Annotated in this window: 11 protein-coding genes; 2 read left to right on the top strand and 9 right to left on the bottom strand. The window is 67.3% G+C overall.

Translation table 11 applies throughout. The features are described 5' to 3' along the window. Positions 1-90 precede the first annotated feature (90 nt). Positions 91-978, top strand: coding sequence for an RNA polymerase sigma factor RpoH (gene rpoH / locus PSV23_RS03385; protein ID WP_300466102.1), 888 nt, complete (start codon positions 91-93; stop codon positions 976-978). A gap of 33 nt (positions 979-1011) precedes the next feature. On the opposite strand, the gene kynU is transcribed toward rpoH, so the two are convergent. Then, positions 1012-2247 carry a kynureninase gene (kynU, locus tag PSV23_RS03380; RefSeq protein WP_300466101.1) on the bottom strand — a complete coding sequence of 412 codons (1236 nt, stop codon included), beginning with the start codon at positions 2245-2247 and terminating at the stop codon, positions 1012-1014. 88 nt (positions 2248-2335) lie between these two features. On the opposite strand from kynU, the gene PSV23_RS03375 reads away from it, so the two are divergent. Then, a complete protein-coding gene (locus PSV23_RS03375) occupies positions 2336-3256 on the top strand; it encodes an alpha/beta hydrolase (RefSeq protein ID WP_300466100.1) in 921 nt (306 codons plus the stop codon). A gap of 10 nt (positions 3257-3266) precedes the next feature. Here PSV23_RS03375 and PSV23_RS03370 read toward each other — a convergent pair whose 3' ends face one another. The 8 genes from PSV23_RS03370 to PSV23_RS03335 all read right to left on the bottom strand — a co-directional run bounded on the left by PSV23_RS03370 (position 3267) and on the right by PSV23_RS03335 (position 12753). Beyond that, complete coding sequence (locus PSV23_RS03370) at positions 3267-4082, bottom strand: two-component system response regulator (RefSeq protein WP_300466195.1); 816 nt, start codon at positions 4080-4082, stop codon at positions 3267-3269. 67 nt (positions 4083-4149) lie between these two features. Then, positions 4150-5445 (bottom strand): adenylosuccinate synthase, encoded by a 1296-nt coding sequence (locus PSV23_RS03365; protein ID WP_300466099.1) that lies wholly within the window; start codon positions 5443-5445, stop codon positions 4150-4152. Between the two features lie 82 nt (positions 5446-5527). Then, on the bottom strand, positions 5528-6679 hold the full coding sequence (locus PSV23_RS03360) for a phosphoserine transaminase (protein WP_300466098.1): 1152 nt from the start codon (positions 6677-6679) through the stop codon (positions 5528-5530). Then, positions 6679-7623, bottom strand: a complete 945-nt coding sequence (locus PSV23_RS03355) for a DnaJ C-terminal domain-containing protein (protein WP_300466097.1) — start codon at positions 7621-7623, stop codon at positions 6679-6681. The genes PSV23_RS03360 and PSV23_RS03355 overlap by 1 nt, the downstream gene beginning before the upstream one ends. 576 nt (positions 7624-8199) lie before the next feature. Beyond that, on the bottom strand, positions 8200-8658 hold the full coding sequence (locus PSV23_RS03350) for an HK97 family phage prohead protease (RefSeq protein ID WP_300466096.1): 459 nt from the start codon (positions 8656-8658) through the stop codon (positions 8200-8202). Then, on the bottom strand, positions 8655-8882 hold the full coding sequence (locus PSV23_RS03345) for a hypothetical protein (protein ID WP_300466095.1): 228 nt from the start codon (positions 8880-8882) through the stop codon (positions 8655-8657). The genes PSV23_RS03350 and PSV23_RS03345 overlap by 4 nt, the downstream gene beginning before the upstream one ends. Next, positions 8882-10042 (bottom strand): phage portal protein, encoded by a 1161-nt coding sequence (locus PSV23_RS03340; protein ID WP_300466094.1) that lies wholly within the window; start codon positions 10040-10042, stop codon positions 8882-8884. The genes PSV23_RS03345 and PSV23_RS03340 overlap by 1 nt, the downstream gene beginning before the upstream one ends. A 260-nt stretch (positions 10043-10302) precedes the next feature. Further along, entirely contained in the window at positions 10303-12753 is a 2451-nt protein-coding gene (locus tag PSV23_RS03335; RefSeq protein ID WP_300466093.1) for an ATP-binding protein, read from the bottom strand. Positions 12754-12756: the final 3 nt, after the last annotated feature.

Below are 12756 nucleotides of genomic sequence, written 5' to 3'. Positions count from 1 at the left end.
ACCCTATTTCATCGGTTGAGGGGTGAGGCGACGGCGCACATCGGGTGGCCGCTTCCGAAGAACCCGCTCTTTGACGGTCGGAGGGACCATATGGCTGTAGCTAGATCACTCGCGGTGATGTCGCCTGAACAGGGGCTTTCGCGGTACCTGACGGAAATTCGCAAATTTCCGATGCTGGCCAAGGACGAGGAGTTCATGCTCGCCAAGCGCTGGACCGAGCACCAGGACCCCGAGGCCGCCCACCGCCTCGTGACCTCTCACCTGCGCCTCGTGGCCAAGATCGCCATGGGCTATCGCGGCTACGGCCTGCCGATCGGCGAGGTGATCTCCGAGGGCAATGTCGGCCTGATGCAGGCCGTCAAGAAATTCGATCCCGACAAGGGCTTCCGCCTCGCCACCTACGCCATGTGGTGGATCCGCGCCTCGATCCAGGAATACATCCTGCGCAGCTGGTCGCTCGTGAAGATGGGCACCACCGCCGCGCAGAAGAAGCTGTTCTTCAACCTGCGCAAGGCCAAGAGCCAGATCTCGGCCTTCGAGGAAGGCGACCTGCACCCCGAACATCTGTCGGCCATCGCCACCAAACTGGGCGTGTCCGAGGAAGAGGTCACCAACATGAACCGTCGCCTCGGCGGCGATTCCTCGCTGAACGCCCCGATCCGTTCGGACGGCGAGAGCGAATGGCAGGACTGGCTGGCCGACGACACCGCAGTGTCCCAGGAAACCGCCCTCGCCGAAAGCGAGGAAAAGTCAATCCGCATGGGTCTGCTCGAGGAAGCGATGCAGGAGCTGACCGACCGCGAGAAGCACATCCTGACCGAGCGCCGCCTGAAGGACGATCCGGTGACGCTGGAAGAACTGGCCGGCCAATATGGCGTGTCCCGCGAGCGCGTCCGTCAGATCGAGGTCCGGGCCTTTGAAAAGCTGCAGAAGGCCATGCGCGCCGCGGCCGACGAGCGGAACCTGGTCGACGCCTGATGAAATCTCCCTCCCCGCACCGCGGGGAGGGACTCAGGTCACTGCTGAAACGGCCTGAAACCGTTCGTCCCGCCAGCTCTCGCTGTCGAGAATGTCTCCCAGCACCTCGACCGCATCCCACACATCGACGTGGCGCACGTAAAGCGGCGCGAAGCCGAAGCGGATGACGTCCGGCCGGCGGAAGTCCCCGATCACGCCGCGGGCGATCAGATTTTGCATGATCGCCCAGCCGTCTGGATGCGCGAAAGAAACCTGACCGCCACGCATCGCGGCAGCGCGCGGCCCGACCAACGTCAGCCCCTGTGCTGCACATCGCGCCTCGACCCGTTCGATAAACAGGTCGCCCAGCGCACCGGCCTTGATCCGGGTCTGCGCCATGTCCACCCCGTCGAAGGCGTCCAGGGCGGCGTCCAGCGCCGTCAGACTCAGGATCGGCGGGGTGCCGCACAGCCAGCGGCCGATCCCGGCGGCGGGCTCATAGTCGTCGATGAAATCGAACGGCCGGGCGTGACCCATCCAGCCGGACAACGGATTGCGCAACGCCGCCTGATGCCGCTTCGCCACGAACAGGTACGCAGGGGCGCCCGGGCCACCGTTCAGATACTTGTAACCACAGCCCGCCGCCAGATCGGCGCCGTCACGGTTCAGATCAACGTCCAGCACCCCGGCGCTATGACTGAGATCCCACAGACTGAAGGCTCCGGCCGCCTGCACCGCCGCGCTCAGCGCCGCCATGTCTCGCACGGCTCCGCTGCGATAGTGGACGTGGCTCAGCAGGACCACGGCCGCCCGATTGTCCAGAGCCGCCTCGACACCGCCGGGCTCGACGACCCTGAGGTCGATCTCCGGCATCGCCTCCGCCAGTCCCTGCAGGATGTAGAGATCAGTCGGAAAGTCACCTCGCTCGATAATGACGGCTCGTCGCTCCGATCCCCGCGCCCGCACGGCCGCCGCGGCGAGTTTGAACAGGTTCACGGACACCGAATCCGCAGCCGTCACCTCGTCGGCTCCCGCGCCGATCAGCCGGGCGATCTTGCGGCCTGTCTGCTGCGGCAGGGCGATCCAGCCGTGGCGGTTCCAGCTGGAAATCAGATCCCGGCCCCACTGCTGCTCGGTCGCCTCCCGCACCCGCGCCGCCGCCGCGTGCGTCAGGGCACCCAGAGAATTTCCATCCAGATAGATGACCTCCTCCGGCAGGCTGAACCGGTCGCGAACCTCACCCAAGGGATCAGCGACGTCCTGATCGAGACAGGTCTGGCGGGTCGTCATTCTCGAGGCTCCGGTTGCCGGACGGCCATCGCTCTCTACAGTGAGCCGCCGCGCCGGTGAAACGGCGACTTCGACAGGACCGATGCGAATGCGCCCGCCCCTGGCCGCCTTGGCGGCATCGATATCCGTCGCCGCCTGCATGTCGTCGCCCGCGCCTGTCGATCCGGTCGAGACCCGAACGCCCATCACGTTCGGTCAGCTTCTGAACCAGCCCCGCCAGAGTGGGGACCGCCGCATCGCCTATGGCGCGGACCCGCTTCAGTTCGGGGAGTTGTGGGTTCCGAAAAGCGGCCGCCGCCACCCGGTCATCGTCCTGATCCACGGCGGCTGCTGGCGCGCCGACCTGCCGGGCACGGAGCTGATGGACCATATGGCCGCCGACCTGCGGGACCGGGGTTACGCGGTGTGGAACCTTGAGTATCGCCGCATCGGCCACTCCGGCGGGGGTTATCCGGGGACATTCCAGGACGTCGCCGCGGGCCTCGACTACCTGCGCGTGCTGGCGCCGAAATACGGACTGGATCTGCGCAGGGTCGCGGTTTCCGGCCATTCGGCCGGCGGCCATCTGGCTATATGGGCCGCAGCCCGCGACCGTCTCCCGGAGTCCAGCCCATCGCGCGTTGCCGATCCCCTGCCGGTGCGCGGCGTCGTATCTCTGGCCGCCATCGCGGATCTACGGGCCTATCGCGAGACAGGACCCGACGCTTGCGGAGGTCCGCCGACCATAGACAGTCTGGTCGGCGTTCAGGAGACGAACGGCCGCGAGGTCTTCGCCGACACCTCGCCGCCTTCGCTGCTGCCGCTCGGCGACCGGCAGGTGGTGGTGTCGGGCGCGCTTGATCACATCGTACCGCCGAGATTCGGGCAGGCTTACGCAGCGGCCGCTGCATCGGCGGGCGACCCCGCGACGTCAGTGGTGCTGGAGGGCGCGGGACATTTCGAACTGATCGACCCGACCTCGGCCGTCTGGCCCCGAATCCTGGAAGCGTATTCGGGCCTGCTTCGATAGAACCGGCCAGTTAGCCCGCGCGTTTCATCGGCTCGACGGGCGACATGGCCAGCAGCGTCCCGATCGGCGCCGTCAGGGTTTCCTTGGTCGCCGGTCCGGATGCGAGGGTGACTTCCAGCGCGCCGACCGCCACAACAAGCCGGGAATCCGACGCCTTCATGGCCAGCACCTTCAACTGGGAGGCCTGCTCCCGGATGGCGCGCACGGCCTGCGCCGGATCGCTGTCGAACTGATCAAGCGCCGCCGCGAGAATGCGCATGGCTTGATCCTTGGCCGCAGCGATCGCCTCGGCGCCCGTCCCGGGCTTGTCGGCCTTGCGTTTGCCGGGCCCGGAGAACTCGCCGGAATTGAATCGCCGCCGGTCCGGCCCGACATAGCCTACCGCCTCGACCCAATCCCGCGGCTTGAGCGCGACGTTTTCGACGCGCTTGAACAGATCGGCGATGGTGAAAGGCTTCCGCAGGAACTCGTGCACGCCTGCGTCGCGAGCGCCCAGAATGGTGGTGGCTGTGGCTTCGGCGGTCACCATGATGATCGGGACGCGGCGGCATCCCAGATTCGATCGCCTCACGTTTCGCGCCAACGCCTCTCCGTCCAGCTTGTCGCCGGTCCGTTCGGTGAAGATGATGCCGGGTTCCAGCTCAGCCGCGGTGCGCAGGGCGCGATCGGTGTTCGGCTCGACCACGATTTCTCCGGCGCCCAGTCCCTTGATGATCTCGGTCAGCATACGGGCGGAATGGGGATTCGGATCGACGACCAGAACCCGCCTCAGCATCGGAGCCAGTTTCGCCAGCACGCGACGATCAACAGCAAACAAGACGCACACCTCCATACCGGGGGCATCATCCTTAACGCGAGCCGGTTAAGGCCGGTTGAATGCCCTCAGCCTGTGATCAGCCCCGGAAGGGATCGCGCATCATGATCGTGTCGTCGCGCTCCGGGCTTGTCGAGAGCAGGGCCACGGGCGCGCCTATCAGCTCCTCAATCCGCCTGACATACTTGATCGCATTCGCGTTGAGGTCGCGGAAGCTCCGGGCGCCGGCGGTGCTTTCGCTCCAGCCTTCCAGTTCCTCGAACACCGGCTCGGCCGCGGCCTGGGCCTTTAGACTTGAGGGCAGATAGTCCAGCACCTGTCCGTCGATGCGATAGCCGGTGCAGATCTTTAGCGTCTCTAATCCGTCCAGCACGTCGAGCTTCGTCAGCGCGATCCCGTCGATGCCGTTTATCGCCACCGACTGGCGCACCAGCACCGCATCGAACCATCCGCACCGCCGCGCCCGTCCGGTGTTCACCCCGACCTCACGCCCGACCGTCGCCAGATGCTGGCCGACCTCATCGTTCAGTTCGCAGGCGAAGGGCCCTTCGCCCACGCGCGTCGTATAGGCCTTCACGATCCCCAGCACATAGCCGACGCCGCGCGGCCCGATACCCGATCCCGCCGCCGCCTGCCCAGCCACGGTGTTGGAACTGGTCACATAGGGATAGGTGCCGTGGTCCACGTCCAGGAAGGCCCCTTGCGCTCCCTCGAACAGCACTCGCTTGCCGTCCCGCCGCGCCTGATCCAGCACGCGCCAGGCCGGCTGCACATAGGGGAGGATCCTGGGCGCGATCTCCAGCAGTTGGCGCAACAGCGCCTCCGGATCGATCGGTTCCAGCCCCAGGCCCGCCCTCAGGGGGTCGTGGTGGGCCCGCAAGCGGTCGATCTTGACCTTCAGGTCCTCGGCGCTGGCCAGGTCGCAAACCCGGATCGCCCGCCGCCCGACCTTGTCTTCATAGGCGGGACCAATGCCGCGCCCCGTCGTGCCGATCCGCGCGCCCGGCGCGCTCGCCGCGGCCTCGCGCGCCACGTCCAGCGCCGGATGGATGGGCAGGATCAGGCAGGCATTGTCGGCGACGATCAGCACATCGGGGCTGATACGGATACCCTGGGCCTCGATCTTCTCGATCTCGCCGACCAGATGCCAGGGATCGACCACCACGCCATTGCCGATAATGGAGGGCTTGCCCTGCACCACGCCGCTGGGCAACAGCGCCAGTTTGTAGACCTTGCCGTCGACAACCAGCGTGTGACCGGCGTTGTGCCCGCCCTGGAACCTGACGACCATATCGGCCCGGTTCGACAGCCAGTCGACGATCTTGCCCTTGCCCTCGTCGCCCCATTGGGCGCCGACCACCGCGACGTTCGCCAAGACTGTTCTCCGCTGTCCGGGATTTCGGAATGCGGGCGCAGCCTATAGCGGGGGAATCGGCAGGTGTCCCGTCGCCGGACGATTATTCCGCCAATGCGGTCTCGAACGCCCAGTCCAGCCAGGGCGTCAGCGCCTCGATGTCCGCTACATCGACGGTGCAACCGCACCAGATTCGCAACCCTGCCGGCGCGTTGCGATGGCTCTCGATGTCGAAGGCGGCGCCCGCATCCTCGACCAGCGCCTTCATGCGGGTGACCAGGGCCCGGCGCGCGTCGTCGTCCATCGCCGCGACCCGTGCATCCACGATCTTCAGGCACACCGAGGTCGTCGACCGCGTCGCGGGATCCGCGGCCAGATATTCGACCCAGTCCGTCCGTCGCACCCATGCGTCCAGCGCCGCGGCGTTGGCGTTCGTCCTTGCGATCAGAGCATCCAGTCCACCCGCCGCCAGACCCCATTCGACCGCGTCGATCCAGTCCTCGATCGTCCAGACCGAGAAGGTGTTCAGCATGGATCCCGAGGCCAGCAGTCGGTCGAACCCGTTCGCATCGCGCAGCCGCAGCACCTTGGGCACGCTGCGCGGCGGTTCATAGCGGTCCAGTCGCTCAACCGCGCGCGGCGACAGCGCCGCCACCCCGAGCCCCGCCTCGCCGCCCAGCGCCTTCTGGAAACTGAAGGTCACGACATCCAGCTTGCCCCAAGGCAGCGGCATGGCGAAGGCCGCCGAAGTGGCGTCGCAGATCACCACCCCTTCGCGGTCGTCGGCGATAAAATCCCCGTTCGGAGCGCACACGCCCGAGGTCGTTCCGTTCCACGGGAAGACAAGGTCCTTCTCCGGATCGACCTTCGAGGTATCCGGCCATCCGCCCCATGGCGCCGTCAGCACCTCGGGGTCCAGCTTCAGGTGGTCGACCGCATCGGTCGCCCAGACCTTGCCGAAATTCTCGAACGCCAACACCTGCACCGGCCGTTCGCCCAGCATCGACCACATGGCCGCCTCGACCGCGGCGGTGTCGGACCCCGGCACATAGACCAGCACCCAGTCCGCCGGAACCTGCAGCAATTCACGCGTCAGCCCCAGACCATGCGCGAACCGCTCGACCACCTCCGGCGCGCGGATGCCCCGACCCAGCAACTCATGCGGAATCGCCTCGGACGACCACCCCGGCCGCTTCGCGGTCGGTCCGGACGAGAACCATGGCCGCGCCGGTTTCACATTGGGTCGATTGGCCATCATTCGCGCCATGGCTTGAAGGGACCCGCGTCGCGCATTGCCTGCGCCACCTTGGTCAGCGCCGCGTTTTCTTCCTCAGGCAGCATGACCATCAGCTTGGCCAGCAGGTCGCCGCGCTTGCCGTCCGCAAACGCGCCCCGGCCCTTCAGCCGCAGAACCTTGCCTGAGTTCGATCCCTTGGGAATGGTCATCGAGACCGCCCCCTCCGGCGTCCGGACCGGAATTTTCCCGCCCAGAACCGCGTCGGACAGTGTGATCGGCAAATCCATCGTCAGGTCCGCTCCATCTCGCGTGAACACCGGATGCCGCGCGATCTTCAGGGTGATCAGGGCGTCGCCCGCCTCGCTGCGGCCCGAGACGCCGGGTGCGCCCTGCCCCCTCAGCCGGATCGTCTGACCGTCAGCCGCGCCCTTGGGGATGGTAACGTCAAGCGTCCGCCCGTCCGAGAATTGTATCCTCCGCGTCGCGCCCGAGATCGAATCCTCCAGGCTGATCTCCAGCGTCGCCTTGACGTCCGCGCCCCGGCCCAGACCCGCATTGGCGAAACCGCCGCCCCGAGCCCCGCCAGGCCTCGCCCCGCCGCCGAACATTCCCCCGAACAGTTCATCCAGATCGATGTTCTCGAAGCCCTGCTGCCGCGCGCCGCCCTGGCCGAAGGGATCGCCTCCCTGACCACCCCGCGTCTGTCCTCCGCCGCCGCCAAAGCCGCGGAACTGTTCGCGTCCGTCGGCATCGATCTCGCCACGGTCGAACCTGGCGCGCTTCTCCTTGTCGCCCAGCAGGTCGAAGGCGGCGGTGATCCGCTTGAATCGCTCGTCGGCGACGGTATTGCCGGGGTTCTTATCAGGATGCAGTTCCTTGGCGAGTTTGCGGAACGCCTTCTTGATCTCGTCCGCGCTCGCGCCCCTCGCAACGCCCAGTTCCTTGTAGGGATCGCCCGCCACGTTCGATTTCGCTCCTGCGCCGGGCTCACGCCGCGCAAAGCGCGTCAGCCCATCAATGCCAGAAGATCAGTTAGGCCATCGAGGGGATTCCGGAAAGGCGGGCCGCACAAAACTGTGGCGCGCCTAACCCAGCGTCGCCGTCGCCTCGGGTCCCCACCCGTATCCCTCTCCCCACTGAGCCACCGCAACGGCGGCATCCGGCCCCGGCCCGCCGGGAAAGTCAGCCGCCGCATCCGCCGCCTGGTAGAGCGCCGTCCGGGCCTCGCCGGCGCCGGTAGAGCCACAGCTCGTCAATGTCGGCTCCGTTCAGCGGGTCCAGGGCTCCCCGCCGCCGGACCTGCTGGGAGCGTCTTCCCGGCGCGAACCGCCGAGGCCGCATCGGCTGACAAACAGGAAGCCCCACGTCTGATCGGCGTCCGGGTCGTCATCGCTATCGTCGCGCTGATTGTGACCCTTCTGTTCCGCCTGCCTCTGGTCTTCGCCGTCTTCGTCACCGTCCTTCTTGGCCGTTGGGTCCGGAAACCGGCCGCCCTCTCGGCGATCCAGCGTTTCGTCGAGACCTGGGGAACCGCGAGTTCAGACCGCCGCGGTCCTGACCGCACGCATCCGGTCGTTCACCGTGAACCGCGCGCCCGGCAGCATTGGAAACGTCACCAGCGACACCTCCCACAACTCGACCTCGACCAGCACCCGCAGCCGCCCTTCGCGTCGCGCCCGGCTGCTGCGGAACCCGATCGACAACCCGTCCAGCGCCCCGGCCTTCGACAGCGCACCGGCGAAGCGTGCATCCGGCGACCAGTCCATGACCCGGCCACGGACCAGCAGACCGCGATCGTCCTCGATCATTTCGTCCCAGACCCCAACCACCGCCCGGCTCTCGTGCTGGTGCAGCATGCGCACGCGCCGCGCGCCGCTTCTGGCCAGGCTGGCGCGGAAGGCGCCCTCGGCCACGACGTCTCCGTTCAGATCAGCGACGCCCCACAGGGAGGCGTAACCTTCAATCCTCAGACCCGCGTCGACCACCGGAGCCGTCATCCCCAACCCTCCAGCCTCTCCTCGATCCGCTCCACAGCCGCGCGGGTCGCCACGCTCTGCTCTTCCAGGCGAGCGAGCCGGTCGGCCACCAGCCGTTGCTCCGCGACCCTTTCCTCCAGCGTCCCGATCCGGGCGGCGGCCCCGCCAGCCCAGACCAGCGCGCCGATAGCCTGCACCGTCAGGGCCACGATCAACGCCACGGGAATCCGCTTCAGACTGCCCATCACTCGCCCACTCCCGCCATCCGCCGTCGCTCCTCGTCGGTCAGGAAGACCGCCGCATTCAGCCTCGCCCACAGCGCATCCCGCTCAGGCTGCAGCGCCGGCAGCCCCTCCAGATCCGCCTCGATCCTGACCCCCGAAAACCGTCCGCCCAGCCATCCGCCCAGCGCCGCGGCCGTCTTGCGGACAAGCGGCACGACCGTCCCCCGCCAGAAGGCCGCATTGGCCTCGCGATAGTTGGCGTAGGTTGCGTCTCCGGGGATCCCCAGCAACTGCGGCGGCACCCCGAACGCCAGGGCGATCTCACGGGCCGCCGCATGCTTGCCGGCGATGAAGTCCATGTCCGCGGGCGTCCAGCTCATGGGCTTCCAGTCCAGTCCCCCCTCCAGGATCATTGGCCGACCGGCGTTCATCGTTCCGGCGTGACCTTCGTTGATCTGCGCCCGCAACCCTTCGAACTGCTCGGCCGTCAGCCGCTCGCCATCCTTCGCCCCGAAGACCAGAGCCCCCGACGGCCGTGCCCCGTTATCCAGCAGCGCCTTGTTCCAGTCCCCAGACGCATTGTGGATGTCGATGGCCGAGGCCGCCGCCTCCAGCGGCGAAAACCCGTAATGATCGTCGGTCGGATGAAACAGCTTCAGCTGCATCACCGGCATCCAGCCGTCCGCGGCCCGGACGATCCGCACCGACCGCCCGTCCACGGAATAGTCCCAGGCCTCGGCCCAGCCGGCGCGTCCGGGAACGACCTTCATGCGGTCGGGCCGCAAGGTCCAGAGCTCCTCCGGCTCCGCCTCGCCCACCGCCTCGGCGTAGGCGTTGCCCGCCGTCTGCAGCGCGCCGTACAGCCCCTCCAGCCACTCCGCGCCCGACTGCTCCGGATTGGGTCGCGCCAGAAGCCGGGCCAGTGGATGGTCCGGCGCCCGCGCCCCATCGGCGAACACGATCAAAGGCGTCGCCGCCGCCGCCTCCGCGATCATCCGTACACAACGGTACGCCACCGCGTTCTTCCCGAACCCCTCCACCGCCAGATGGGCATAGTCGCGCGGGGTCCACCGCGCCCGGCCCCCGCTCGTCAGGGCGATCAGCGGCCCGGCGCGGCTGTCCTTGATTTCGGGCGCGGTTTCACGCCCGCGGCGGCCCATCGGCCAGCGCAGATTCTGCATTTTCACCCTTCTCGAAGGTCTGCCTCAGAGCACAGGCGCGCCAGGCTCCGGTCGGGAAAGACCGCGCCGGTCGCCTCGGCTCCGGACCTGTTTTCCCGTCATGCCCAAAGACTAGCCGATCAGCGCACCAAGGCGGGGAAACGGATTCGAGAAAAGTACAAGCTGTTGTTTAGATAGAATTTTAAATCTCGAACCCGACTACAGGTTCGCGAATTGCCGGCATAGCGTCATGGTGTGACTGGCGGTGATCCTGCGCGTGTTCAGGCCGCGGCGGCGCCGCCGCCCGATTCCGCGTCGCCCGTACCCCGCTGCGATGCCCGGTTCATGACGGCCAGCAGTTCCGCAACCTGGATCGGCTTGCCGACATGGCCGTCCATGCCCGCCGCCAGACAGCGCTCGACCTGCTCGGGCTGGACGTTGGCGGTCAGGGCCACGATCGGCGTCCGCGCCACCGCCCCTCCCATCGCCCGGATCGCCCGCGTCGCGGCCAGCCCGTCCATCACCGGCATATGCACGTCCATCAGGATCAGGTCATAGTCACCCGAGCGGGCGGCCTCGACCGCCTGGGCTCCGTCACAGACCGTGTCCAGATTCACGCCCAGCCCCCCCATGATGGCGGTGACCAGCTCCCGGTTGGCCACCGCGTCGTCGGCCATCAATACGCGGAGACCTGACGCGATGCTCGCATCCACCGGCGCGGCCTGGATGTCTTTGGCTTCGGCGCACTTCATCGGGATCGTGAACCAGAAGGTCGAGCCTTTTCCGGGCGTGCTGTCCACGCCGATCTGGCCGCCCATCATCTCGATCAGGCGATAGGAGATCGCCAGACCCAGCCCCGTTCCGCCGTAGACACGGGTCGTCGAGGCGTCGGCCTGGGTGAACCGGTCGAACAATTGGCTGATCTTGTCCGGATCGATGCCGATGCCGCTGTCGCTCACCGCTACCCTCAGACGCCCCGCGTCCTCCGTGACCGTCAGCCGGATCTCGCCGGCCGAGGTGAACTTCACCGCGTTGGACAGGAAATTCAGCGTGACCTGCCTCAGTCGGCCCTCGTCGCCCATCATCGCCGGGGGCAGATCAGCGGCGACATCCACGGTCAGGGTCAGACCTCGGGCCAGGCATTGCGACTCCACGATCGCCGCGGCGCCTTGCGCCATGGCGCGAGGATCGAACGGCTGCGGATCAAGATCGACGGCGTCGGCCTCCAGTTTGGAGTAATCCAGAATGTCGTTGATCACGCTCAGCAGCGCCTCGCTCGCCGTGGCGATCCGGTTGGCCCATGTGCGCTCCGCGGGGGGCAGGCTCCCGCTGCCGACCAGCAAGCCCGAAAAGCCGATGACGCTGGTCAGCGGCGTCCGCAGCTCGTGGCTCATATTGGCCAGAAATTCCGACTTCGTCCGGGCGCCGGCTTCGGCCCGGTCACGCGCCTCGGTCAACGCGTGTTCCAGCATCTTGGTGTCCGTCACGTCGCGCACGACGTCCTGGAACTCGACGGCCCGGCCTTGCTCGTCACGGATGATCGAGGTGCGGGCTTCGAACCAGCGAACGCCTGATCGCGTCAGGCCCCGATACGTCACGCCGCGATGCATCCATTCCGGCGGAGACCTGACGAACTCCCGGAAATCCTCCGCCAGCTTCGGCAGGTCGTCGGGATGGATCAGATTGGTCACGGGCCGACCGACCACGTCCCCGGGTGCGAACCCGCTGACCGTCTCGATGGATGGCGAAACATAGGTCACCAGGCCGTCCACGCCGTAGGTGATGATGATGTCCGTGGCGCGGTCGGCCAGCAGCCGATAGCGGCGCTCGCTCTCGGCGATCTTCTGCGCGGCCTCTTCGGCCTCGGTCACGTCCTGGAAGACGCCGAACATCGCGGTCACACGTCCGTCATCGTTTCGCTCGGTCTGCGCCCGCGTCTCGACCAGCCGTTCCTCGCCGTCGGCCCGGATCAGGCGAGCCCGGATCCGGAAGCCCTCGCCAGTCGTCAAGCCGTGCATGACCGCTTCCTGGACCCCGGCCCGGTCTTCGGGGTGGAAAAACGCCACCGCGTCGTCAAGCCCGGGATCGAAGGTCTCCCTCGTCACACCATAGATGGCGTAGACCCGGTCCGACCAGGTCGACCTGAACGTCTCGGCGTCCATTCTCCAGTGCCCGACGCCGGCCATCTCCTCCGTCAGACGCAGCAGTTGCAGCTGTTCCTCCAGTTGCCGGGCAGCCTCCGCGCGGTCGAGAATTTCACCCGCCATGCGGGCCAGCAGTTTCAGGTTCTCGATCTCTGCGTCGCTCGGTCGGGGGCGCGCCCGGATGTCCATCACGCCGATGGCCCCGACGCTTTCGCCGGCGGCGTTAACGACTCCGACGCCGGCGAAGAACCGCAGATGCGGCTTCCCCGTCACCAATGGATGGTTGCGGACCCGCTCGTCCGCCAGGGCGTCCTCGATCACCAGCACGGCGCCCGGCCCCAGGTCGGCCACCATACTGGTTGCCGACAGGCTCCGGGGCATCTGACTCTGACCGAGGCCAACGTTGGCGCGGAACACCGTCCGGTCGCCGTCGCATACGCCAATCATGGCATGGGGCGCCTCGAACATGGCGCAGGCCAGCGCCGTCAGCCGATCGAACGGGCTTTCCAGATCCAGCTGGCTCGCCGCCGCTTTCCGCGGCGTTTTCGAACTCTTCGCTCCCATGCCGACAGTCTGCAGGGCGAACAACGA

The sequence above is a fragment of the Brevundimonas sp. genome (assembly GCF_029946145.1).
GTDB lineage: Bacteria > Pseudomonadota > Alphaproteobacteria > Caulobacterales > Caulobacteraceae > Brevundimonas.
The sequence above is the reverse complement of the archived record's forward strand: the minus strand, read 5'-3'. Positions and strand labels throughout refer to the sequence as shown.

Bases quoted from the DNA above. Each gene is read 5' to 3' on its own strand.
- PSV23_RS03350 (WP_300466096.1), bottom strand. From the start codon at position 8,658: ATGACGGCTCCGGTGGTCGACGCGGGTCTGAGGATTGAAGGTTACGCC.
- kynU (WP_300466101.1), bottom strand. From the start codon at position 2,247: ATGACGACCCGCCAGACCTGTCTCGATCAGGACGTCGCTGATCCCTTG.
- PSV23_RS03345 (WP_300466095.1), bottom strand. From the start codon at position 8,882: ATGGGCAGTCTGAAGCGGATTCCCGTGGCGTTGATCGTGGCCCTGACG.
- rpoH (WP_300466102.1), top strand. From the start codon at position 91: ATGGCTGTAGCTAGATCACTCGCGGTGATGTCGCCTGAACAGGGGCTT.
- PSV23_RS03375 (WP_300466100.1), top strand. From the start codon at position 2,336: ATGCGCCCGCCCCTGGCCGCCTTGGCGGCATCGATATCCGTCGCCGCC.
- PSV23_RS03340 (WP_300466094.1), bottom strand. From the start codon at position 10,042: ATGCAGAATCTGCGCTGGCCGATGGGCCGCCGCGGGCGTGAAACCGCG.
- PSV23_RS03360 (WP_300466098.1), bottom strand. From the start codon at position 6,679: ATGGCCAATCGACCCAATGTGAAACCGGCGCGGCCATGGTTCTCGTCC.